27 protein-coding genes are annotated in these 20738 nt (G+C 55.4%); 21 read left to right on the top strand and 6 right to left on the bottom strand.

From position 1 onward, the window contains the following. Nucleotides 1-16: 16 nt before the first annotated feature. From ACILP3_RS08775 to gltX, 6 genes are read right to left on the bottom strand one after another with little or no spacing between them, the layout of a single operon-like run. The gene (locus tag ACILP3_RS08775) at nucleotides 17-1006 is read right to left on the bottom strand and encodes a HupE/UreJ family protein (protein ID WP_395616265.1); all 990 of its coding nucleotides are present in this window, start codon (nucleotides 1004-1006) and stop codon (nucleotides 17-19) included. Then, the gene (locus ACILP3_RS08770; RefSeq protein WP_395616264.1) at nucleotides 1003-1800 is read right to left on the bottom strand and encodes a peptidyl-prolyl cis-trans isomerase; all 798 of its coding nucleotides are present in this window, start codon (nucleotides 1798-1800) and stop codon (nucleotides 1003-1005) included. Before ACILP3_RS08770 ends, ACILP3_RS08775 begins: the two co-directional genes overlap by 4 nt. 11 nt (nucleotides 1801-1811) lie before the next feature. Continuing rightward, a complete protein-coding gene (galK, locus tag ACILP3_RS08765; RefSeq protein WP_395616263.1) occupies nucleotides 1812-2969 on the bottom strand; it encodes a galactokinase in 1158 nt (385 codons plus the stop codon). Beyond that, complete coding sequence (locus ACILP3_RS08760; protein ID WP_395616262.1) at nucleotides 2966-4000, bottom strand: UDP-glucose--hexose-1-phosphate uridylyltransferase; 1035 nt, start codon at nucleotides 3998-4000, stop codon at nucleotides 2966-2968. Before ACILP3_RS08760 ends, galK begins: the two co-directional genes overlap by 4 nt. Further along, on the bottom strand, nucleotides 3987-4676 hold the full coding sequence (gene ung / locus ACILP3_RS08755) for a uracil-DNA glycosylase (protein ID WP_395616261.1): 690 nt from the start codon (nucleotides 4674-4676) through the stop codon (nucleotides 3987-3989). The genes ACILP3_RS08760 and ung overlap by 14 nt, the downstream gene beginning before the upstream one ends. Continuing rightward, nucleotides 4673-6169: a glutamate--tRNA ligase gene (gene gltX, locus ACILP3_RS08750; RefSeq protein ID WP_395616260.1), complete on the bottom strand. Its 1497-nt coding sequence runs from the start codon at nucleotides 6167-6169 to the stop codon at nucleotides 4673-4675. Before gltX ends, ung begins: the two co-directional genes overlap by 4 nt. Nucleotides 6170-6272: 103 nt before the next feature. Between gltX and ACILP3_RS08745 the strand changes: the two genes are divergently transcribed. From ACILP3_RS08745 to rplE, 21 genes are all read left to right on the top strand, one after another. Then, complete coding sequence (locus tag ACILP3_RS08745; protein WP_395616259.1) at nucleotides 6273-7664, top strand: alkaline phosphatase PhoX; 1392 nt, start codon at nucleotides 6273-6275, stop codon at nucleotides 7662-7664. A 35-nt stretch (nucleotides 7665-7699) separates the two neighbouring features. Then, complete coding sequence (locus tag ACILP3_RS08740) at nucleotides 7700-8731, top strand: type III polyketide synthase (RefSeq protein ID WP_395616258.1); 1032 nt, start codon at nucleotides 7700-7702, stop codon at nucleotides 8729-8731. Beyond that, nucleotides 8728-9249 (top strand): isoprenylcysteine carboxyl methyltransferase family protein, encoded by a 522-nt coding sequence (locus ACILP3_RS08735; protein ID WP_395616257.1) that lies wholly within the window; start codon nucleotides 8728-8730, stop codon nucleotides 9247-9249. The genes ACILP3_RS08740 and ACILP3_RS08735 overlap by 4 nt, the downstream gene beginning before the upstream one ends. 182 nt (nucleotides 9250-9431) lie before the next feature. Then, on the top strand, nucleotides 9432-9803 hold the full coding sequence (rpsL, locus tag ACILP3_RS08730) for a 30S ribosomal protein S12 (protein WP_295442718.1): 372 nt from the start codon (nucleotides 9432-9434) through the stop codon (nucleotides 9801-9803). Nucleotides 9804-9880: 77 nt separating this feature from the next. Next, nucleotides 9881-10351: a 30S ribosomal protein S7 gene (rpsG, locus tag ACILP3_RS08725; RefSeq protein WP_125229576.1), complete on the top strand. Its 471-nt coding sequence runs from the start codon at nucleotides 9881-9883 to the stop codon at nucleotides 10349-10351. A 134-nt stretch (nucleotides 10352-10485) separates the two neighbouring features. Next, a complete protein-coding gene (gene fusA, locus ACILP3_RS08720; RefSeq protein ID WP_395616256.1) occupies nucleotides 10486-12558 on the top strand; it encodes an elongation factor G in 2073 nt (690 codons plus the stop codon). Nucleotides 12559-12649: 91 nt separating this feature from the next. Then, entirely contained in the window at nucleotides 12650-13840 is a 1191-nt protein-coding gene (tuf, locus tag ACILP3_RS08715; protein WP_125229578.1) for an elongation factor Tu, read from the top strand. 147 nt (nucleotides 13841-13987) lie between these two features. Next, nucleotides 13988-14299 (top strand): 30S ribosomal protein S10, encoded by a 312-nt coding sequence (rpsJ, locus tag ACILP3_RS08710; RefSeq protein WP_022672862.1) that lies wholly within the window; start codon nucleotides 13988-13990, stop codon nucleotides 14297-14299. A gap of 213 nt (nucleotides 14300-14512) precedes the next feature. Next, entirely contained in the window at nucleotides 14513-15358 is an 846-nt protein-coding gene (rplC, locus tag ACILP3_RS08705) for a 50S ribosomal protein L3 (protein WP_395616255.1), read from the top strand. 3 nt (nucleotides 15359-15361) lie between these two features. After that, nucleotides 15362-16003, top strand: a complete 642-nt coding sequence (rplD, locus tag ACILP3_RS08700; RefSeq protein ID WP_395616254.1) for a 50S ribosomal protein L4 — start codon at nucleotides 15362-15364, stop codon at nucleotides 16001-16003. After that, a complete protein-coding gene (locus ACILP3_RS08695) occupies nucleotides 16003-16311 on the top strand; it encodes a 50S ribosomal protein L23 (protein ID WP_125229581.1) in 309 nt (102 codons plus the stop codon). Before rplD ends, ACILP3_RS08695 begins: the two co-directional genes overlap by 1 nt. A 10-nt stretch (nucleotides 16312-16321) precedes the next feature. After that, the gene (gene rplB / locus ACILP3_RS08690) at nucleotides 16322-17158 is read left to right on the top strand and encodes a 50S ribosomal protein L2 (RefSeq protein ID WP_333567918.1); all 837 of its coding nucleotides are present in this window, start codon (nucleotides 16322-16324) and stop codon (nucleotides 17156-17158) included. A 3-nt stretch (nucleotides 17159-17161) separates the two neighbouring features. Continuing rightward, nucleotides 17162-17437 carry a 30S ribosomal protein S19 gene (rpsS, locus tag ACILP3_RS08685; protein ID WP_295442689.1) on the top strand — a complete coding sequence of 92 codons (276 nt, stop codon included), beginning with the start codon at nucleotides 17162-17164 and terminating at the stop codon, nucleotides 17435-17437. Then, nucleotides 17437-17817: a 50S ribosomal protein L22 gene (gene rplV, locus ACILP3_RS08680; RefSeq protein WP_295442686.1), complete on the top strand. Its 381-nt coding sequence runs from the start codon at nucleotides 17437-17439 to the stop codon at nucleotides 17815-17817. The genes rpsS and rplV overlap by 1 nt, the downstream gene beginning before the upstream one ends. Nucleotides 17818-17820: 3 nt before the next feature. After that, nucleotides 17821-18525, top strand: coding sequence for a 30S ribosomal protein S3 (gene rpsC / locus ACILP3_RS08675; RefSeq protein ID WP_125229585.1), 705 nt, complete (start codon nucleotides 17821-17823; stop codon nucleotides 18523-18525). 16 nt (nucleotides 18526-18541) lie between these two features. Then, nucleotides 18542-18976, top strand: a complete 435-nt coding sequence (gene rplP / locus ACILP3_RS08670; protein ID WP_158902175.1) for a 50S ribosomal protein L16 — start codon at nucleotides 18542-18544, stop codon at nucleotides 18974-18976. A 1-nt stretch (nucleotide 18977) separates the two neighbouring features. Further along, nucleotides 18978-19187, top strand: coding sequence for a 50S ribosomal protein L29 (rpmC, locus tag ACILP3_RS08665; protein ID WP_158902179.1), 210 nt, complete (start codon nucleotides 18978-18980; stop codon nucleotides 19185-19187). Nucleotides 19188-19197: 10 nt separating this feature from the next. Then, entirely contained in the window at nucleotides 19198-19464 is a 267-nt protein-coding gene (rpsQ, locus tag ACILP3_RS08660) for a 30S ribosomal protein S17 (RefSeq protein WP_315457584.1), read from the top strand. 4 nt (nucleotides 19465-19468) lie between these two features. Next, nucleotides 19469-19837, top strand: coding sequence for a 50S ribosomal protein L14 (rplN, locus tag ACILP3_RS08655; RefSeq protein WP_125229589.1), 369 nt, complete (start codon nucleotides 19469-19471; stop codon nucleotides 19835-19837). A gap of 2 nt (nucleotides 19838-19839) precedes the next feature. Then, nucleotides 19840-20160, top strand: coding sequence for a 50S ribosomal protein L24 (gene rplX, locus ACILP3_RS08650; protein WP_296198147.1), 321 nt, complete (start codon nucleotides 19840-19842; stop codon nucleotides 20158-20160). After that, a complete protein-coding gene (rplE, locus tag ACILP3_RS08645; protein WP_395616253.1) occupies nucleotides 20153-20737 on the top strand; it encodes a 50S ribosomal protein L5 in 585 nt (194 codons plus the stop codon). Before rplX ends, rplE begins: the two co-directional genes overlap by 8 nt. The last annotated feature ends 1 nt before the right edge of the window (nucleotide 20738 follow it).

Genomic DNA, 20738 nt, shown 5'->3' with positions numbered 1-20738 from the left:
GTTTGCGCTGTGCCGCTCAAACCGGGAGAACGCGTTGCAGCAACCACATGAAGGCGATGCTGCCAATGGCATAAGCGCTGATTATCTGCGCGCGGGCGGCGTAGAGTGCATGCATGCGGCGCAGCGCCCATAAGGCCAACAACGCCACGCCAACGATGACAAGTTGACCCGCCTCAACGCCCAGATTGAATGTCAGCAATGCCATGGGCACTTCGCCCTGCGGCAATCCGATTTCGGCAAGCGCCCCTGCAAAGCCGAAGCCATGGAGCAAGCCAAACAGAAAGGCGACGACCCATGGAAAACGCTCTGACAAGCGCATCTCGCCGGGTTTGCGCTTCAGTATTTCGACGGCAAGGAAGACAATCGACAACGCAATGGCAGCCTCAACCGGCGGGCCGGGCACGCTGATAAGTTCAAGCGTCGTTGCCACCAAGGTCAGCGAATGCGCTATTGTGAAGGCTGTCACTGTTGCCGCCACGCGCCACGCGCCGTTGAGCAAAAGCACAAGGCACAGCACGAACAATAAATGGTCATATCCCATCAATATATGTTCGACCCCAGTGACGAAATAGGTCCGCGCGACCTGCCACCGGTCTGGTTTTTGCATGATCACCGCAATGGGGTTGGCAGCCGTGAGCCGTGCGGCCTGCGTGATGTCATTGGCGGATTGATAACGCAGCAACGCGTCGGCTGGCGTGCTTTCCATGCCGCTTAAGCTTACAGAACGGCCCGCTAAAGTCGCCTCGCAGTCAATGTCCCAGCGCGCCAGCAAAGCGGCGGCATCCACGCTGCGTACAGGTTCGGCCGCGGTGCAATCGCGCGGGAATATAGGGACAACACGCGCGGCAAGGCCGGGCCGGATCGGCGCTTTCCATGTAATGGCATACCGATGGGTAAGATCTTCATGCTCGCGGATTTCCAGATAGCCGGGTTGCAAGTCATCTGCGCGGGCAACCGACGCGCAGCCAGTTGCGAGCAAGAGCAAAAGGAAAAAGCGGATGATCACGGCTTAGCGATACGAATGTCATATCCGTCGAGCAGTGCCTGATAGGCAGCCGCTTCGCGCGCGACCTGCGTTTCGGCACGCCAGTCGTTGGACACGCGCTGGCGGATGTCGGACAGAGGCGGCGTCCCTGACGCGATCACGTCGCGCACGCGCACGGCATGCCAGCCGAAACCGGACTGGACTGGTCCGCTCCAACGCCCTTTGGGCAAATTGCGCAGGCTGTCTGCAAAAGCATCGCCAAATTCACGGGCGATGCTGTCCGATGCGGCCTCGTCCATGCTGGCCGATACGCTCAGCGGCTGCGCTTGCACGGGCTTTGCGGCGTTGATGGCAAGGATTGATGCTTTCGCGATCTCTTCATCTTCGCCTAAAAACTGCTGGTCAAAACTGAAGGCCGGTTTTTCGGCATAGCGGATTTTGTTGGCGGCATAAAAGCTTTGCAGCGCCGCTTCGGTTGGCTCCATATTCTGGATTTCTGCATTGGCCAGAAATTCCATTTTGGCGCGCAAGCGACGGCGGATGACGGGATCATCGACGTCGAGGCCAAGGCGCATGCTTTCCCGAAAATAAATTTCTTCCTTGATATAATCGCGGATCAGGCTGTCGAGCTGCTGCTGGGTCGGCGCGCGCCGCCATGTTTGTTCCCATTGCGACGCGAGCCGCGCGACGTCCGCTTCATTGATCGTGATGCTGCGGTCAAGGCTGTCTTCGCCGCCAAGCTGCGCCATGAGCAGAAACAGGGCCGACCCTGCGCCAATAAAATGTACCAAGGGCTCGCGCAGAGTCTGCTTCATCCAATCATATATCATAAAATGGCGACACCGGGGCCGGGGCGCTCAATCATGATCAGCGGCGCATCGCCATTTGGCGTTTTATAGGCGGCGTTTATGCTGGCCTGCACATCCGCCACGCGCGCACGCGGCATGATCGCCACCGCCGCGCCACCAAATCCTCCACCCGTCATCCGTGTGCCTCCTTGATCGCCAATCGCATTTTGCAAGAGCGCTACCAAATCATCAATCGCCGGAATAGTGATTTCGAAATCGTCGCGCATCGATGCATGGCTTTGGGCCATCAACATACCCAGCGTGACAAGGTCATTTTTGGCAAGCGCATCTGCTGCGTCCAAGGTCCGCTGATTCTCTGTAATGACATGCCGCGCGCGTGCCGTCGTGACCGCGTCGAGATTTGCTGCGGCCAGATTGTCCAAATCCGCGTCACGCAAGGCGCTTACCCCCATCGCTGCGGCGGCGGCCTCACACTGCCGCCGGCGATCGTTATAATGCCCGTCCACCAAACCGCGGGTGACGCCGGAATGGACGATCATAATCGCCACATCATCGGGAATAAGGATGTCGGTCACTTCCAAGCTGCGGCAATCGATCAACAGCGCATGGTCGGCCTTGCCCTGCGCCGAAATCAATTGATCCATGATGCCGCATTGCGTGCCGACAAAATCGCACTCCGCTTTTTGCGCGATTTGCGCGAGGCGGCGGTTGTCGATGTCGATACCGTTAAGCGCCAAATTGGCCTTGCCCACCGCCACCGCAAGCGCGGCGGAGGAGGACAGGCCTGCCCCTTTGGGCAGATTGCCCGCAATGGCGATTTTAGCGCCGCTGAGGGCGTGGCCGTCATTTTGAAGGACCAACAACGTCCCGCGCACATAATCGGCCCAGGGCTGGCTTAAATTGCGTTCTGGGGGCGGTATCAGGGCGAAGCTGTCCCGCGCATCGTCGAAATCAGCGGCAACCACATCGACCCTGTCATCATCACGCTTGCTGATCGCCACCATATTGGCAGGCCCAATCGCGCAGGGCAGGACAAAGCCGTCATTATAATCGGTATGTTCACCGATCAGGTTCACCCGCCCAGGCGCGCGCACGACAAGGTCAGGGGCGTGACCAAACTGTTCCGTAAAGACGGCGGTCACGCGATCCAGCAGCGCTTGGTCTTGCGCGTTCATGGCTGGTTCCGGTAATGGATTTTGTCCGTCGCGCGTAAATGTTCGGCGGCGGCCTCCGGCGTCAGGTCGCGTTGCGCTTCGGCCAGCATTTCATAACCGACCATGAACTTGCGCACACTGGCAGAGCGCAGCAAAGGCGGATAAAAATGCGCATGCAATTGCCAATGCGGGGCATCGGGCGTCGCGCTTGGCGCGCCGTGCCAGCCCATGGAATAAGGAAAGCTGGTCTGGAACAAATTGTCATAGGCTGTGGTGACGGCCTTTAAGATGTGCGCCAGACCGTCGCGTTGTTCTGGTGCAAGCGCCTCTAGGCGCTGAACGGCAAAGCGCGGCAGCAGCAGGATTTCATAGGGCCAGCTTGCCCAATAGGGCACGACGGCAATCCAGTGGTCGTTGCACGCTACTGTCCGCGCGCCGTCTTCGGCCTCTTGTTCGGCATAGGTCAGCAGCATCGCCGTCGCATGTTGTTCAAACCACGCCGCTTGCGTTGCATCCTCTCGCGCGGGCTCGGCAGGGACATAAGTCGTGGCCCAAATCTGCCCATGCGGATGCGGGCTGGAGCAACCCATCATCGCGCCCTTATTTTCGAAAATCTGGACATAGGCATAAGCGGCGGAAAGCTCTGCTTGTTGCGCGGCCGACGTGTCGACCAATATGCGGATATCGCCCAATGGCATTTCAGGCAGGGTTTTGCCATGGTCGGGCGAAAAGCAAATGACTCTACAGGTGCCATTGGCAAGAGCCGCACGAAACAGGGGTTTGTCTTTTTTTACTCTACAGGCTGCGCCGGGCATCAATGCGGCAAAGTCATTGTCGAAAATGAAGACATTTTTGTAATCAGGATTGCGTAATCCGCCAGCGCGTTCATTGCCTGCACACAAATAACAATCGGGATCATGCGCTGGCCGGACGGCGTTGTCGGGCATATCTTGCTGCCCCTGCCATGGCCTTTTGGTCCGATGCGGGGACACCAAAATCCATTCATCTTTCAATGGGTTGAAGCGACGGTGGGGCTGCTCATGCAACGACATCGGGCAGTGTCCAATCAATCGGCGGGAACCCGTTTTTAACCAGAAAGGCGTTGCATTGCGAGAAATGCTTGCAACCCAAAAAACCGTTATGCGCCGACAAAGGCGATGGATGCGCGGCCTTGAGCACGAGATGGCGGCGGCTATCGACATTCGCCGCCTTTTTATGGGCATAAGCGCCCCAAAGCATGAAGACGACTGGCTCTGCCTTGTCGTTCACTTGCGCAATAATCGCATCTGTAAACGGCTCCCAGCCCCTTTTGCTGTGCGACGCCGCTTTGGCGATTTCGACCGTGAGGACGCTGTTGAGCAATAGCACGCCTTGCCGTGCCCAATGCTCCAAAAAGCCATGCTGCGGGCGGGGCAGGCCCAAGTCTCTTCCTAACTCTTTGTAAATATTGGAAAGACTTGGCGGAGGGCGCACAGCCGGCGGTACGCTGAAACACAGGCCATGTGCTTGCCCCGGGCCATGATATGGGTCTTGCCCCAAAATGACGACGCGCACCTTGTCCAACGGCGTCAGCTCAAGCGCGCGGAACCATGCGCCCAGTGGCGGGAAAATCGTCTTGCCTGCCGCAAGTTCGGCGTCGAGAAAACCTTGGAGCGCCAGCGTCTCTTTTGTGGCAAGCGCCGCCTTCAGTGGAGTCTGCCAATCCTGCGGTAGCGCGAACGCGGTCATTCGGCCTTGGGCGGCGCGGTCAGCAAATCGGTCCAGGCCTTCATTTCTTTAGACGTAGCAGGGCCAAGCAATTCCATCGCATGGCGCAACCGCTCTCTGATGATGTCGCGGCCCAAATGGGTGATTGCGTCGAACAAAGGCACGCCCTGCGCGCTGCCGGTGATGGCGATGTAGAAGGGACGAATGACGTCCTTTAACTTTGCGTCCAAAACCTCGGCGGTCCGGCGCAACGTCGCTTCGACGCCGTCCCGGTTCCAGTCGATCATGCCGTCGAACTGCTGCAAGCCAAGGGTGTAGGCTGCGCGTTGTGCATCCTGCTCCAGCTTCACACCATCGCGCAACCGCTCTGCGGTCATGCCGTCAATCCGGTTCATGAAGAACATAGCGGTCAGGCCGCCCAAGTCCGACATTTTGGTAATCCGCGCCTGCGCCATTTCAGCGATAGGGGTAAGGTAGCTGTCATTCAGCGCCCACGCTTTCACCGCTTCCAAGAATTCCGAAACGCTAAGTTCTTCCCGCAAATAACGACCATTGAGCCAATCCAGCTTCGACGTGTCGAACACTGGCCCGCCAAGCGAAATATTGTGAACGTCGAATTCGTCGATCAGTGTTTGCAGTGAGGTTTTTTCATCTTCTTCGCTCGCCGATTTGATGAACAAGCCCAAGAAGTTCTGCATCGCCTGCGGGAGATAGCCTGCGCGTTGATAATATAAGATACTGGTCGGATTTTTACGCTTCGATAGCTTTGATTTGTCGGCATTGCGGAGCAATGGCAAATGCGTGAGCACCGGCGGCTCCCAGCCGAAATATTGGTAGAGCAATAGATGTTTTGGCGCGGACGAAATCCATTCTTCACCGCGCATGACATGCGTAATTCCCATGAGGTGATCGTCGACAACATTGGCGAGATGGTAAGTCGGCAGGCCGTCCGATTTCATCAGCACCTGCATGTCAACGACCGCATATTCGAACGCGATTTCGCCGCGCAGCGTATCTTGAACGATGCATGTGCCCGTCGATGGAATTTTCATCCGGACAACGTGCGAAACGCCCTCGCTATCGAGCTTTGCGATATCGTCAGAGGACAATGTTAAACAGGTGCCATCATATTTGGGGGGTTGCTTCGCTGCCATTTGCGCGGCGCGTGCGGCCGCGAGCTTTTCTGGCGTACAATAGCATTTGAATGCATGGCCGTCGGCCAACAACTGGTCGCAATGGGCAGCGTAAATCGCGCTGCGTTCAGACTGGCGGTAGGGACCATGTGGGCCGCCAACATCCGGGCCTTCGTCCCAGCTAAGACCCAGCCAGCGCAACGATTCCAGGATCATTTTTTCCGATTGCGGTGTCGACCGTGCCTGATCCGTATCCTCAATCCGCAACAAAAATTCACCGCCATGCTTCTTGGCAAAGCAATAATTGATGAGCGCAATATAGGCGGTGCCGACATGTGGGTCGCCGGTAGGGGATGGTGCGACGCGGGTACGTACTTTCATGAGAAACAAATGCCTTTGGTTTGGTTTGTCCGCGCTCTATCAAGCTGCAACGGCATTGTCATCTTTCCGGTGCAGTTAAAGGCCAAACTAATAGGAGCGGATCATGCAAAGCAGCCATTTTTCGGTAAGCAGGCGGCAGTTCGGATTTGGTCTTGGCAGCATCGCGTTTGCAGGGCTTGCCGCGCGTGCCATTTCGCAGGCGCCCACCGCTGGAGCGAATGAAGTATATGGCTATGGCCCCTTGGTGCGCGACCCAAACAACCTGATCGACCTGCCCAAAGGCTTTGATTATCGCGTCATTTCTCGGCTCGGTAACATCATGGATGACGGCTATTTGGTGCCAAACTCCGCCGACGGCATGGGCGCTATCGATTTGGGGAAGGGTAAGGTTGCCCTTATCCGCAACCATGAGCTGGCCATTAAGGAGCAGGATTTCGGGCCCTTCACCCGGAGTGTAGCGAAAGATTTTCCAGCTTATGACCGCATGGCGGATGACAAATCGATGCCCTTGCCCGGTGGCACGACGACTTTGATCTATGATATGAAGACCGGCCAATGCGAGAGCGAGTTTTTGAGCCTTTCTGGAACGATCCGCAATTGCTCTGGCGGGATTACGCCTTGGGGAAGCTGGCTGAGCTGCGAGGAAAATGTCACACGCGCTGGCAGCGGTGTCGGCAAAGACCATGGCTATGTTTTTGAAGTTCCCGCTACGCAGAAAGGCCTTGTCACGCCCGTACCCTTAAAGGACATGGGGCGTTTCAACCATGAGGCCGCGTGCGTTGATCCGCGCACCTCTATTGTTTACCTGACCGAAGACCGTGGCGACAGTCTACTCTATCGTTTCATCCCCAATGAAAAGGGACAACTTGCCAAAGGTGGACGTCTGGAGGCCTTGGCCTTTGTGCAAACCGAAATTAGCGATACGCGTAACTGGAATGAGGTTCAGGTCAGCAAAGGTCGCCAATATCAGGTGAAATGGGTCCCGCTATCAGACCCCGAAAGCCCCGAGGATGACTTGCGTAAACAAGGTGCCGCGAAAGGCGCCGCGCTGTTTGCGCGTGGCGAAGGGATTTTTTGGGGAAATGGGGAGCTGTTCTTTGCCTGCACCAATGGCGGCACGGCGAAATATGGTCAGATTTTTCGCTATGTTCCATCGGCAGATGAAGGGTCGCTGCGGGAGACTGAAGCGCCCGGAATCATCGACTTGTTCATGGAATCGGCCAATCCTGCCTTTTACAATTATGGCGACAATATCGCTGTGATGCCAACGGGCCATTTGTTAGTGTGTGAGGATCAATATACCGACATTTCAAACAATCATTTGCGCGGCGTCACGGCAAAGGGGCAGACTTACATGATTGGCCGAAGCCGCGTGCAGACAGAATTTGCGGGGGGCTGTTTTTCGCCTGATGGCTCGACAATGTTTGTCAACATGATGGAGCCGACGATGACGCTGGCGATCACGGGGCCATGGGCTAGGGTAAAGTCTTCCTAGCGGAAACTTTTGAACGGGCCTATCGGTTAACGTTCATGCCGCAGATTCTCCCCAGACTGATTTCGCTTGGTACCGCCGTGCCGCCGCACCGCATCACGCAAGATGATGTCCTGTCGATTTTGGCTGCGGCCAAAGGGCAGGCGCTACCTCCGCGCATGGCTGAAATATTAGGCAACACCGGTATCTCGCAGCGCCATATAGCCATGCCGCCTGAATATTATTTTGACGCCAGAAGCTGGGCAAAGCGCGCAAGCGTTTATGAAGCTGTCGCCGCACAGATTTTTGAAGTGGCGGCCATGCAGGCGTTGGCGCGCGCACATTTGCAGCCCGCTGACATAGGGCAGATTGTTTTTGTATCGACCACAGGAACGATGACGCCCAGCCTGCCAAGCCGGATGATATCGAAAATGGGTTTCGCGCCCAATACGCGCTGCGTGCCCTTATTTGGTTATGGTTGTGCTGGCGGGGTTATTGGCCTTGGCGTTGCGGCTGACCTGTATCGTGCGTGCCCCGACAAGCCTGTCCTGCTGGTCAGCCTTGAACTGTGCAGCCTCGCGTACGACCATGCGCGCATGGATAAAAAAGATATGGTCGCGCTCGCACTTTTTGCCGATGGCTGTGCCGCTGCGGTCATTGGCGCTGGGTCAGGACCGCAATTGGATGCATTTGCGAGCCATGTCTGGCCCGACACGCTCGATATGATGGGCTGGGAAATTGGCGATACAGGGTTTGATCTGGTGCTCGCGCGCGATATACCTGTTTTCGTGAATAGCCATTTTGCACCCGTCTGCGAAGATTTTATCGCAAAACAGGGCCTAGCCAAAGCGGACATGGCTGAACCCGCCTGCCACCCGGGCGGTGGACGCGTGGTCGATGCGTTGGCCGATTATCTGGGCCATGACCTAGCCGCGACGCGCAGAGTCCTGCGCAATCATGGCAATATGAGTTCGCCGACAGTGTTGTTTGTGTTGGAAGCGTTGCTTGCGGCCGGGCCGATGAAGAAACCCACCTTGTTGACCGCGCTTGGGCCTGGCTTTGTTGGTGCGATGGGACTTCTTAAACCATGACAATGTTCGACTGGCCCGTTTGGGCGCTCATCGTCTTTGCCTATGTCATCCTGCAGCGGCTGGTTGAATTGGCTTATGCCAGCGCCAACACCCGCCGTTTGCTGGCTGAAGGTGGCCGAGAGCATGGGGCGAAGCATTATCCTTTGTTTATTGTGCTCCACAGCGGTTGGCTCAGCGCCATCCTATTGTTCGCAAAGCCCGATACGGCGCCTAACCTGCTTTTGCTCAACATATTTATCGCCAGCCAAACCTTCCGCTTCTGGACGCTGGCGAGCATTGGCCGATGGTGGACCACGCGGATCATTAGCGCGCCACATTTCCCGCGCGTGCGGCGCGGCCCCTACCGCTTCATCAAGCACCCCAATTATGCCTTGGTCGTTGTGGAGATTGCGGTCCTGCCCCTTCTTCTTGGCGCACCTGCCATGGCGATTACCTTCTCGATATTGAATGCCGCTTTGTTGTGGTGGCGGATCAGGATCGAAAATGACGTTCTGACGGAACGTATTGGCACTACTTGACCCGATAGCCAGCGGGCGCTAATGGCCCGCATCTCCGAAGCCGGACAGATGATTCTTTTTGGCCCATGGGAAATACACAGAATAGCAGCACATTATGTGTCAGGTCGGGTGGATCAAAGGCTGAGCCTCCACCGCAAAAAACGCCTTGCCACCTAAAGTAACCGCTTAACAAAGGTGAAGATATGCCAACGATTAACCAACTGGTCCGCAAGGGCCGGACCCCGCAGAAGGTCAAGTCCAAGGTCCCTGCGATGGACCAAAATCCACAGAAGCGCGGCGTTTGCACCCGCGTTTACACAACGACCCCGAAAAAGCCGAACTCGGCTTTGCGTAAGGTTGCTAAGATTCGTCTGACAAACCAGCGCGAAGTTATTTCCTATATCCCAGGTGAAGGCCACAACCTTCAAGAGCATAGCGTTGTGCTAATCCGTGGTGGCCGCGTACGCGACCTTCCAGGTGTGCGTTACCACGTGCTTCGCGGCGTACTCGATACGCAGGGCGTCAAGGACCGTAAGCAATCGCGTTCCAAATATGGTGCAAAGCGTCCGAAGTAATTCGAACGTACCATTGGCTGGCCCGATTGGCGCGCATCTGCGCTGCCACTGGTCCCATGAGATAAAGGAAATAAAATATGTCACGTCGTCGTCGTCCCGAAAAGCGCATCATTCTTCCCGATCCCAAATTCGGTGATATCGTGCTTTCAAAGTTCATGAACAACCTGATGCTTGACGGTAAGAAGTCAGCTGCAGAGCGTATCGTTTATGGTGCTTTGGAAACGGTTGAAGCCCGCGCCAAGAAAGATCCTATCCAGACCTTCCATGAGGCACTGGATAACGTAAAGCCAGGCATCGAAGTCCGCAGCCGCCGTGTGGGTGGTGCGACCTATCAGGTTCCTTGCGAAGTGCGTCCAGAGCGCGCGCAGGCACTTGCGATCCGTTGGTTGATTGGCGCTGCCCGTAACCGCAGTGAAACCACCATGGCCGCCCGTTTGTCGGGTGAGTTGATGGATGCCGCATCAAACCGCGGCAACGCTGTCAAAAAACGTGAAGATACGCACCGTATGGCAGAAGCTAACCGGGCGTTCGCACACTATCGCTGGTAACAGCATGAATTTTTCGTCATCCTGGCTTTCGCTGGGGTGGCCCGTTTGAAAAAGCGTAAATCGGGGGCTGGCATAAACCAGCCCCTTTCCCTATAGGGCAGCGCGAACCGCAGCCCCGCACTGGAGTAACGAATATGGCACGCAGCCATCCACTCAATATGTATCGCAATATCGGTATTATGGCGCATATCGACGCCGGTAAGACCACCACCACCGAGCGTATCCTTTTCTACACTGGCAAGTCGTATAAGATCGGCGAAGTGCATGATGGTGCCGCCACGATGGATTGGATGGAGCAAGAGCAAGAGCGTGGCATCACGATCACTTCGGCTGCTACCACCTGCTTCTGGAACGATCACCGCATCAACATCATTGATACGCCTGGCCACGTTGACTTCACGATTGAAGTTGAGCGTTCGCTCCGCGTTCTCGATGGTGCAGTTGCATGTTTCGATGGCGTTGCAGGCGTTGAGCCTCAGTCTGAAACCGTGTGGCGTCAGGCCGATAAGTATGGCGTTCCTCGCATGTGCTTCATCAACAAACTCGACCGTACCGGCGCAAACTTCAAATATTGCGTGCAATCGATCATTGATCGTCTGGGCGCACGTCCAGCGGTGCTGTACATTCCAATCGGCCTTGAAGCGGATTTGAAGGGTCTTGTTGACCTCGTTCATAACCGCGCGATCATCTGGAAAGACGAATCTCTTGGTGCCGATTTCTTCTACGAAGATATTCCTGCTGACTTGGCTGCTGAAGCAGCCAAATACCGCAGCGACCTGATCGAACTTGCCGTTGAGCAAGACGATGCTGCGATGGAAGCCTATCTCGAAGGTAATGAGCCTGACGTTGCGACGCTGAAGGCGCTGATCCGCAAGGGTACGCTGAACCAGTCGTTCGTTCCTGTCTGCTGCGGTTCCGCATTTAAGAACAAGGGTGTCCAGCCTTTGCTCGACGCTGTGGTCGATTATTTGCCTTCGCCGCTCGACATTGACGACGTGCAGGGCGTCCACATGGATACGCTGGAGCCAGACAGCCGTCCAGCTGCTGACGATGCGCCATTCTCGGCACTCGCGTTTAAGGTCATGAACGATCCATTCGTCGGCTCGCTTACCTTCATCCGCATCTATTCGGGTAGCCTTGTTAAGGGCACATACCTGAACTCGGTCAAGGACAAGAAGGAGAAGGTCGGCCGTATGCTCGAAATGCACGCCAACGAACGTAAGGACGTTGACGAGGCATTTGCAGGCGACATCATCGCGCTTGCTGGCATGAAGGAAACGACCACTGGCGACACATTGTGCGCCGAACGTTTCCCGATCATATTGGAGCGCATGGAATTCCCTGAACCAGTCATCGAATTGTCGGTGGAACCAAAGACCAAGGCTGACCAAGAAAAGATGGGCATTGCGCTCAATCGCCTGTCCGCCGAAGATCCTTCGTTCCGCGTGTCGACTGACCATGAATCAGGTCAAACAATCATCAAGGGCATGGGCGAGCTTCACCTCGACATCATCGTTGATCGTATGCGCCGGGAATTCAAGGTCGAGGCAAATGTCGGCGCGCCACAGGTTGCGTATCGCGAATATCTCGCCCGTGAAGTTGACGTTGATTACACCCACAAAAAGCAGTCGGGTGGTTCTGGTCAGTTTGGTCGTATCAAGTTCACGGTAAAGCCGGGCGAGCGTGGTACAGGCATAATCTTCAAGGATGAAGTCAAGGGTGGGAACATTCCGAAGGAATATATCCCCTCAGTTGAAAAGGGTATGCGCGAAACGGCCGAATCCGGTTCGCTTATCGGCTTCCCGATCATCGACTTCGAAATCACGCTGTATGACGGCGCGTACCATGATGTCGATTCGTCGGCGCTGGCATTCGAAATCGCTGGTCGTGCTGGGATGCGTGAAGCTGCCCAAAAAGCAGGCATCAAGCTGCTTGAACCAATCATGAAGGTCGAAGTTGTATCTCCTGAAGAGTATCTGGGTGATGTGATCGGCGACATGAACTCACGTCGTGGTCAAATTCAGGGCACTGACAGCCGCGGTAACGCTCAGGTTGTCGAGTCCATGGTGCCTTTGGCCAACATGTTCGGCTATGTGAATCAGCTCCGCTCGTTCACGCAAGGACGTGCAAACTACTCGATGTTCTTCAACCATTATGATGAAGTGCCGTCGAACGTTGCAGCCGAAATCAAGGAGAAGCTTGCCTGATAGGCAAAAGCCGACTAATGGCGGCGCCTGATTCAGACGGCGTCGTCCCACCTGATCAAAATATTACCTAATCGAAAGAAGGTTTGAGAAAATGGCAAAAGCTAAATTTGAGCGGACGAAACCGCATTGCAACATTGGTACCATCGGTCACGTTGACCACGGTAAGACCACGCTGACCGCAGCGATCACGAAGATCATGGCCGAAACTTATGGCGGTACCGCTGTTGATTTCGCTAACATCGATAAGGCGCCAGAAGAGCGCGAGCGTGGCATCACCATTTCGACCGCACACGTCGAATATGAAACTGCAAACCGTCACTACGCACACGTCGACTGCCCAGGCCACGCTGACTATGTTAAGAACATGATCACCGGTGCGGCTCAGATGGACGGCGCTATCCTTGTTGTGAACGCTGCTGACGGCCCGATGCCACAGACTCGTGAGCACATCCTGCTTGCACGTCAGGTTGGCGTTCCTGCCCTCGTTGTTTACATGAACAAAGTTGACCAGGTTGACGATGAAGAAATTCTCGAACTGGTTGAAATGGAAATCCGTGAGCTTCTTTCGAAGTATGATTTCCCAGGCGACGATATTCCAATCGTTCGTGGTTCGGCACTTGCAGCCCTTGAAGGCCGTGACGACAACATCGGTAAGGAATCGGTTCTTGCACTGATGGCTGCTGTTGACGAAGCCATTCCTCAGCCAGAGCGTCCAATCGACAAGCCATTCCTGATGCCAGTTGAAGACGTTTTCTCGATCTCGGGTCGTGGTACCGTTGTTACTGGCCGCGTTGAAACCGGAATCGTCAAGGTTGGCGAGGAAGTTGAAATCGTCGGTATCAAGGATACCAAGAAGACGACTGTTACCGGCGTTGAAATGTTCCGCAAGCTGCTCGACGAAGGTCGTGCAGGCGACAACATCGGTGCGCTTGTTCGTGGCGTAGGCCGTGAAGAAGTTGAGCGTGGTCAGGTTCTCTGCAAGCCAGGTTCGGTTACGCCGCACACTGAGTTTTCGGCAGAAATCTACGTTCTTTCAAAGGACGAAGGCGGCCGTCATACGCCATTCTTCGCAAACTATCGTCCGCAGTTCTACTTCCGTACGACTGACGTCACCGGCGAAGTGATCCTGCCAGAAGGCACGGAAATGGTTATGCCAGGCGACAACGTAACGATCGCTGTTAAGTTGATTGCGCCAATCGCTATGGACCCAGGTCTTCGTTTCGCCATTCGCGAAGGTGGACGTACTGTCGGTTCTGGGGTTGTCAGCACCATCACGAAGTAATATAGGCCGCGCATCCCGCCTGAATACTTGATTCGGGCGGGGCGGTTTTAAGAAATTTCAAACAGCTGTTCCGGCTTCGAAAGCGTAAGTCGGAATGGCTGTTTTTCGGCTCTTTGATATTGATAGAATTTGGAAATTGGTGAACCCATGGAAACGCAAAATATTCGCATCCGCCTGAAAGCATTTGACCATCGCGTCCTCGATCAGGCGACGGGCGATATTGCCGACACAGCTCGCCGTACCGGCGCGCTTATTCGTGGACCAATTCCACTTCCTACCCGTATCGAAAAGTTCACAGTGAACCGCGGACCGCACGTTGACAAAAAGTCACGCGAGCAGTTCGAAGTTCGGACATATAAAAGGTTGCTCGACATTGTGCAGCCCACGCCACAGACCGTAGACGCGCTTATGAAGCTCGATCTTGCCGCTGGTGTGAATGTCGAAATCAAATTGGCGTAAGCCGATACCTCTACGTAAGTAGAGTGAGACACTAGGAATACCGCCGGGTTTACTCGGGCTGCGTTCCCCGTCTTACCAGATTGCGCATTAAGATGCGTTGCTGGTGCCTAGCCCGGACGGGGCAATGCTTAAAAATTCAGGGCTGGATTTAGGCGTCACGCCCTCCTGGCAATCGTGCCAGCCGGGCCTCTGACATAAGTTGGAGTATGGATCATGCGCACTGGCGTGATCGCGAAAAAGATGGGTATGATGCGCCTCTTCAATGAAGATGGTCGTCACGTTCCTGTCACCGTATTGGCGCTGGAAGGCTGCCAAGTGGTCGGAGCTCGTAACGAGGAACGTGATGGTTATTTTGCCGTCCGTCTCGGTGCAGGAGCCCGTAAAGCGAAAAATGTAAACAAACCACAGCGCGGCGAATTCGCCAAGGCACAGGTCGAGCCAAAAGCTCGCGTTGCTGAATTCCGCGTTGATAATGCCGACGGCTTGCTGCCAGTCGGTGCAACCGTTTCTGCAGACCATTTCATTGACGGCCAGTTGGTCGACATCACTGGCCACACGCAGGGTAAAGGCTTTGCCGGCGCCATGAAGCGTTGGGGCTTCGGCGGTATGCGCGCATCACATGGTGTGTCGATTACTCACCGTGCCCATGGTTCGACTGGTCAGCGCCAGGATCCAGGCAAGGTTTTCAAGAACAAGAAGATGGCTGGCCACATGGGCGACCGTCAACGCACACAACAGAATCTTGAAATCGTCCGCACCGATGTTGCGCGCGGCCTGATCTTCGTAAAGGGATCTGTCCCTGGCGCGAAGAACGGCTGGCTGCTCGTCCGTGACGCTGTAAAGGTTCCAACACCTGAAGCTGCTCCGTTCCCCGGCGCGTTGAAGAACGACAATGAAGCCCCAGTGGTTGAAGACGTCGTAATCGCAACCGAAGTTGAAGTTGCAGACACCCCCGCTGTCGAAGCTGACGCGCCTGCCGCTGAAGCTGCGCCTGCTGTCGAAGCCGCTGCTGTTGAAGCACCTGCTGCAGACGCCGGCGAAGAAAAGAAGGAGGGCTAAGCCATGAAGCTCAAGGTTCAAACCCTCGACGCCAAAGCAAAGGGCGACATCGATCTGAATGACGACGTATTTGGCGTTGAGCCACGCGCCGACATTCTGCACCGTGTTGTTACCTGGCAGCGTGAGAAGGCCCGTGGTACGGCTCGTCCTACCCGCGAGCGTTCGGACGTTGCACGCACCGGCAAGAAATTCGGTAACCAAAAGGGTGGCGGTACTGCCCGTCACGGTGACCGCGCTGCGCCGATCTTCATCGGTGGTGGTAAGGCCCATGGTGCCCGTCTGCGTGACTTTAACCCATCGCTGAACAAGAAGATCCGTTCTTTGGGTCTGAAGATGGCGCTTTCGAGCAAAGCAAAGTCGGGTTCGTTGATCGTTCTTGAAAATCTTGATTTGGCTGCTGCGAAGACTGCGGCGCTGAAGGGTCAAGTTGGCAAGCTCGGTTTCGGCAAGTCGACATTGGTTATCGATGGCGACGCCGTCAGCGACAATTTCCGTCTGGCTTCCGCCAACTTGGTCGGCATCAACGTGATGCCAGCCGTTGGTGCGAATGTTTATGACATCCTGAAGCATGACACTCTGGTTTTGACCCGCGCTGCGGTTGAGAAGCTTGAAGCACGCTTCGCCCTCACGGGAGGTGCCAACTAATGGCTAAGGATAAAGCAATCGACGTGCGTCATTATGACGTTATCGTTGCCCCGCACATCACCGAAAAAGCAACCCTGCTGTCGGAACATAACGCTGTTGTGTTCAAGGTCACGGGAAGCTCGACCAAGCCACAGATCAAGGCAGCTGTAGAAGCCCTGTTCGACGTGAAGGTCACGAACGTGAACACCCTCGTGCAAAAGGGCAAAACCAAGCGTTGGAAGGGCAAACCCTACACGCGCTCGGATGTCAAAAAAGCGATCGTAACTTTGGCCGAAGGTCAGAGCATCGACGTGACCACCGGTATTTAAGGGCAGGATAATGGCACTCAAAAGCTACAAACCAACTAGCCCCGCCCGTCGCGGCCTTGTGCTGGTTGACCGGTCAAGCTTGTACAAAGGCGGTCCTGTTAAGGGACTGACCGAAGGCAAGAGCAAGACTGGCGGCCGTAACAACAAGGGTCACGTGACTTCGCGCGGTATCGGCGGCGGTCACAAGCAAAAATATCGTCTGATCGACTTCAAGCGTCGTAAATGGGATATGCCTGCAACCGTTGAGCGTCTGGAATATGACCCCAATCGTTCTGCCTTCATCGCACTTGTTAAGTACGAAGATGGTGAATTGGCTTATATCATTGCACCACAGCGGCTCGCCGTTGGCGATACGATTGTCGCGGGTGAAAAAACCGACGTTAAACCTGGTAATGCAATGTTACTGAGCCAGATGCCCGTTGGTACCATTTGCCACAACATCGAAATGAAGCCCGGTAAGGGTGGCCAGATCGCACGTTCAGCAGGCACTTATGTGCAGCTCGTAGGTCGTGATGGTGGCCGCGTTATCGTTCGCCTGAACTCAGGTGAGCAGCGTTACATTCTCGGTACGTGCATGGGGACAGTTGGCGCGGTTTCGAACCCTGACAATTCGAACACCACACTTGCCAAGGCAGGTCGTAACCGCTGGCGCGGCATTCGCCCGCTGACGCGTGGTGTTGCTAAGAACCCAGTCGATCACCCGCATGGTGGTGGTGAAGGTCGTACATCGGGTGGTCGCCACCCAGTTACACCTTGGGGTAAGCCAACAAAGGGTGCTCGTACCCGCAGCAACAAGTCGACCGACCGGATGATTATCCGTTCGCGGCATGCTAAGAAGAAGAGGTAACTCATGTCTCGTTCCGTCTGGAAAGGTCCGTTTGTTGACCTCTATCTGCTGAAAAAAGCAGAAACCGCTCAGGAAGCATCGAAGGCTGCACCAATCAAGACTTGGTCGCGTCGCTCGACAATCCTGCCTCAGTTTGTTGGCCTGACGTTCAGCGTTTATAATGGCCACAAGTTCATTCCCGTTTCGGTGAATGAGGACATGGTCGGTCATAAGCTTGGTGAGTTCGCTCCAACGCGCACTTATCATGGCCATGGCGCAGATAAGAAGGGCAAACGCTAATGGGTAAGGCATCCGCACCCCGTCGTGTCGCCGACAATGAAGCACTGGCAGTGGGCACAACCATTCGTGGTTCGGCTCAAAAGCTTGGCCTCGTTGCCGCGCTGATCCGTGGCAAGAAAGCCGAAGACGCGCTTAACATTCTGAAATTCTCGACAAAGGGAATGGCAGATGACGTGCGTAAGGTTCTGGCATCCGCCATCGCTAACGCCGAAAACAACCACAACCTTGACGTCGACAGCCTTGTCGTTGCCGAGGCAAGCGTTGGCAAGGCGCTGACCATGAAGCGTTTCATGGCCCGCGGCCGCGGCAAGTCGAGCCGGATCGTTAAACCATTCAGCCGTCTGCGTATCGTTGTGCGCGAACAGCAAGAAGAGGCATAAGTCATGGGTCAGAAATCAAATCCAATCGGGCTTCGCCTGCAAATCAACCGGACTTGGGATAGCCGTTGGTACGCCGAAGGTGCGGAATATGGCCGCATGCTTCTGGAAGATATCAAGATCCGCAAGTTCATCTTCGAAACACTGCCACAAGCTGCGATTTCGAAGGTCGTTATTGAGCGTCCTGCAAAGAACTGCCGCGTTTCAATCTACGCAGCACGTCCTGGTGTGATCATCGGCAAAAAGGGTGCGGACATTGAAAAGCTGAAGAAGCTGATCAACAAGTTCACCACCGCTGAAGTGTCTTTGAATATCGTTGAAATCCGCAAGCCGGAAGTTGACGCAAAGCTCGTAGCGCAAGGTATTGCTGATCAGCTGATCCGTCGTATTGCTTTCCGTCGTGCCATGAAGCGCGCGATGCAGTCAGCCATGCGTCTGGGTGCAGAAGGTATCAAGATCACCTGCGGTGGACGTTTGGGCGGTGCAGAAATTGCCCGCGTTGAATCATATCGCGAAGGTCGCGTACCTGCACATACGCTTCGTGCCAACATTGACTATGCCGAAGCCGAAGCACTGACTGCTTATGGCATCATCGGCATCAAATGCTGGATCTTCAAAGGCGAAATCTTGGGTCATGACCCAATGGCAACTGACCGGCTGATGATGGAAGCGCAGACTTCCGGCGTCCGTCCCCAGTCTGACCGTCGCTAAAGGTTAGGAACTAGATATGTTGCAACCAAAGAAAACAAAGTTCCGCAAGCAGTTCAAGGGACGCATCAAGGGCGAAGCCAAGGGCGGGTCTGACCTGAACTTCGGTTCATATGGCCTGAAGGCGCTTGAGCCAGAGCGGATTACCGCACGTCAGATCGAAGCGGCCCGCCGTGCGATCACGCGTCATATCAAGCGTCAGGGGCGTTTGTGGATCCGCATCTTCCCAGACGTGCCAGTCACGAAAAAGCCTGCCGAAGTTCGTCAGGGTAAGGGTAAGGGTTCGGTCGAGTATTGGGCAGCCAAGGTTAAGCCAGGCCGCATCATGTTTGAACTCGACGGTGTTCCTGGTCCTATCGCCGCTGTCGCATTTCAGCGTGCAGCCATGAAACTGCCAATCAAGACCAAGGTCGTGGCGCGTCTCGGCGACACCTCGCATTTGGGAGCATCATAAGATGAGCAAAACCGAAGATCTCCGCGTTAAGAGCGACGATCAGCTTGCTGTTCAGCTCGGCGAATTGAAGCGCGAAGCGTTCAACCTGCGTTTCCAATCGGCCACTGGCCAGATGGAAAAGCCGGCACGTGTGCGTGAAGTGCGTCGTGACATCGCCCGCATCAAAACCCTGCAGGGTGAGCGCCAGCGCGCCGCCGCAAAGACGGCATAAGGAGCTACCCATGCCAAAACGTATTCTCACCGGGACTGTGGTCTCCGACAAGAATGACAAGACAATTGTCGTTCTGGTCGAGCGCAAAGTGAAGCACCCGCTTTACGGCAAGATCATCCGTCGCACGAAGAAGTATCACGCCCATGACGAAAACAACGTCGTAAAAGAGGGCCAAGTCGTCCGCATAGAAGAGTGCGCGCCGATTTCGAAGAACAAGACCTGGCGCTTGGTGGCTGATGCCGCTGCAGCCCCGGTCGCAGCAACAACGGAGGATTGATCCCATGATTCAGATGCAATCCAACCTCGATGTTGCGGACAACAGCGGCGCAAAGCGCGTTCAGTGCATTAAGGTGCTGGGCGGTTCTAAGCGTCGCGTGGCTGGCGTTGGCGACATCATCGTGGTGTCGATCAAGGAAGCCGCACCGCGTGGTAAGGTTAAGAAGGGTGACGTGCATAAGGCGGTCATCGTTCGTACCCGCAAAGACATCCGCCGTGCCGATGGCTCGGTCATTCGCTTCGACTCCAATGCTGCTGTGCTTATCGGTAACAACAAGGAGCCGATTGGCACACGTATTTTCGGACCAGTTGTTCGTGAACTGCGCGCCAAGAACCACATGAAAATCATCAGCTTGGCACCGGAGGTGCTATAACAATGGCTCTGGCAAAAATCAAAAAGGGTGACACGGTCGTCGTGCTTGCCGGTAAAGACAAGGGCAAATCTGGCGAAGTAACCGCTGTGATGCCGAAGGACAGCAAAGTCGTCGTTTCTGGCGTCAACATCGCTGTGCGTCACCGGAAAGCTTCGCAGGCAAACCCACAGGGCGGTCTAGACCGCTTCGAAGCTCCGCTGCACATTTCGAATGTGGCATTGGCGGATCCCAAGACCGGCAAGGCAACACGCGTCCGCGTGGAAACCAAGGACGGCAAGAAGGTCCGTGTGGCCGTGAAGTCCGGGGAGACGATCAGTGGCTGATACTAAATACACGCCTCGCATGAAGAAGCTTTACGACGAAACGGTCGTAAAGGGTCTGACTGAAAAGTTCGGTTACGCAAACCGCTTTGCAGTTCCAAAGATCGAGAAGATCACACTCAACATGGGTGTGGGCGAAGGATCACAGGACAAGAAGAAGGTAACGACCGCTCTGGCCGAAATGGAACTGATTGCAGGGCAAAAGCCCGTCATCACCAAGGCAAAGAAATCGATCGCTGGCTTCAAGCTTCGTGAAGGGATGCCAATCGGCGTCAAAGTCACGCTGCGCGGCGCGCAGATGTACGAATTCCTCGACCGTTTGGTTACGATCGCGATGCCACGAATTCGTGATTTCCGCGGATTGAACCCAAAGAGCTTCGATGGTCGTGGCAACTTTGCCATGGGTCTTAAGGAACAGATCATCTTCCCAGAAATCAGCTATGACGCCATCGATGTGGTGCGCGGAATGGATGTGATCGTAACGACTTCGGCAAACTCGGATGACGAGGCGCGCGAACTGCTTAAGCTGTTCGGCTTCCCGTTCCCAGTAGAAGAAGCTGATGAAAAGGCGGCTGCATAAT

This window comes from Sphingorhabdus sp. (assembly GCF_044239665.1).
In the GTDB taxonomy this organism is placed as follows: Bacteria; Pseudomonadota; Alphaproteobacteria; order Sphingomonadales; family Sphingomonadaceae; genus Sphingorhabdus_B.
This window is presented reverse-complemented; position numbering and strand designations above follow the sequence as displayed.